The 267-nt window shown below is 29.6% G+C and carries 1 protein-coding gene; it reads left to right on the plus strand.

Translation table 11 applies throughout. The features are described 5' to 3' along the window. A partial coding sequence (locus V0R37_RS22300) for a hypothetical protein (protein WP_420376582.1) occupies positions 1–267 on the plus strand: 267 nt, incomplete at both ends.

Raw genomic sequence — 267 nt, forward strand, 5'->3', positions numbered from 1 at the left:
GAAAAATTCCCAATGTCTCGCTTTAATAAAGTTGAAATTGAAAGCATTGAACAATTTAAAGAACTATGCGAAAGATACGCGCTAGTTTTTGATGTTACCTTTGAAAACATTAATACTAAAATAAAACATGAAAATTACATAAGTGAATCTAAATGTTTCAGCATTAGTAAGCCTATTATAAACAATGGACGAATAAATAGCGCTGAAAGTCTTGGCATAACATTGACGGAAGTTGATTTCGATATTATCGAAAAAGTTTATTCATGG

Origin of the sequence: Pollutimonas rozaliensis, assembly GCF_048751585.1 — a bacterium.
Taxonomy (GTDB): domain Bacteria; phylum Pseudomonadota; class Gammaproteobacteria; order Burkholderiales; family Burkholderiaceae_B.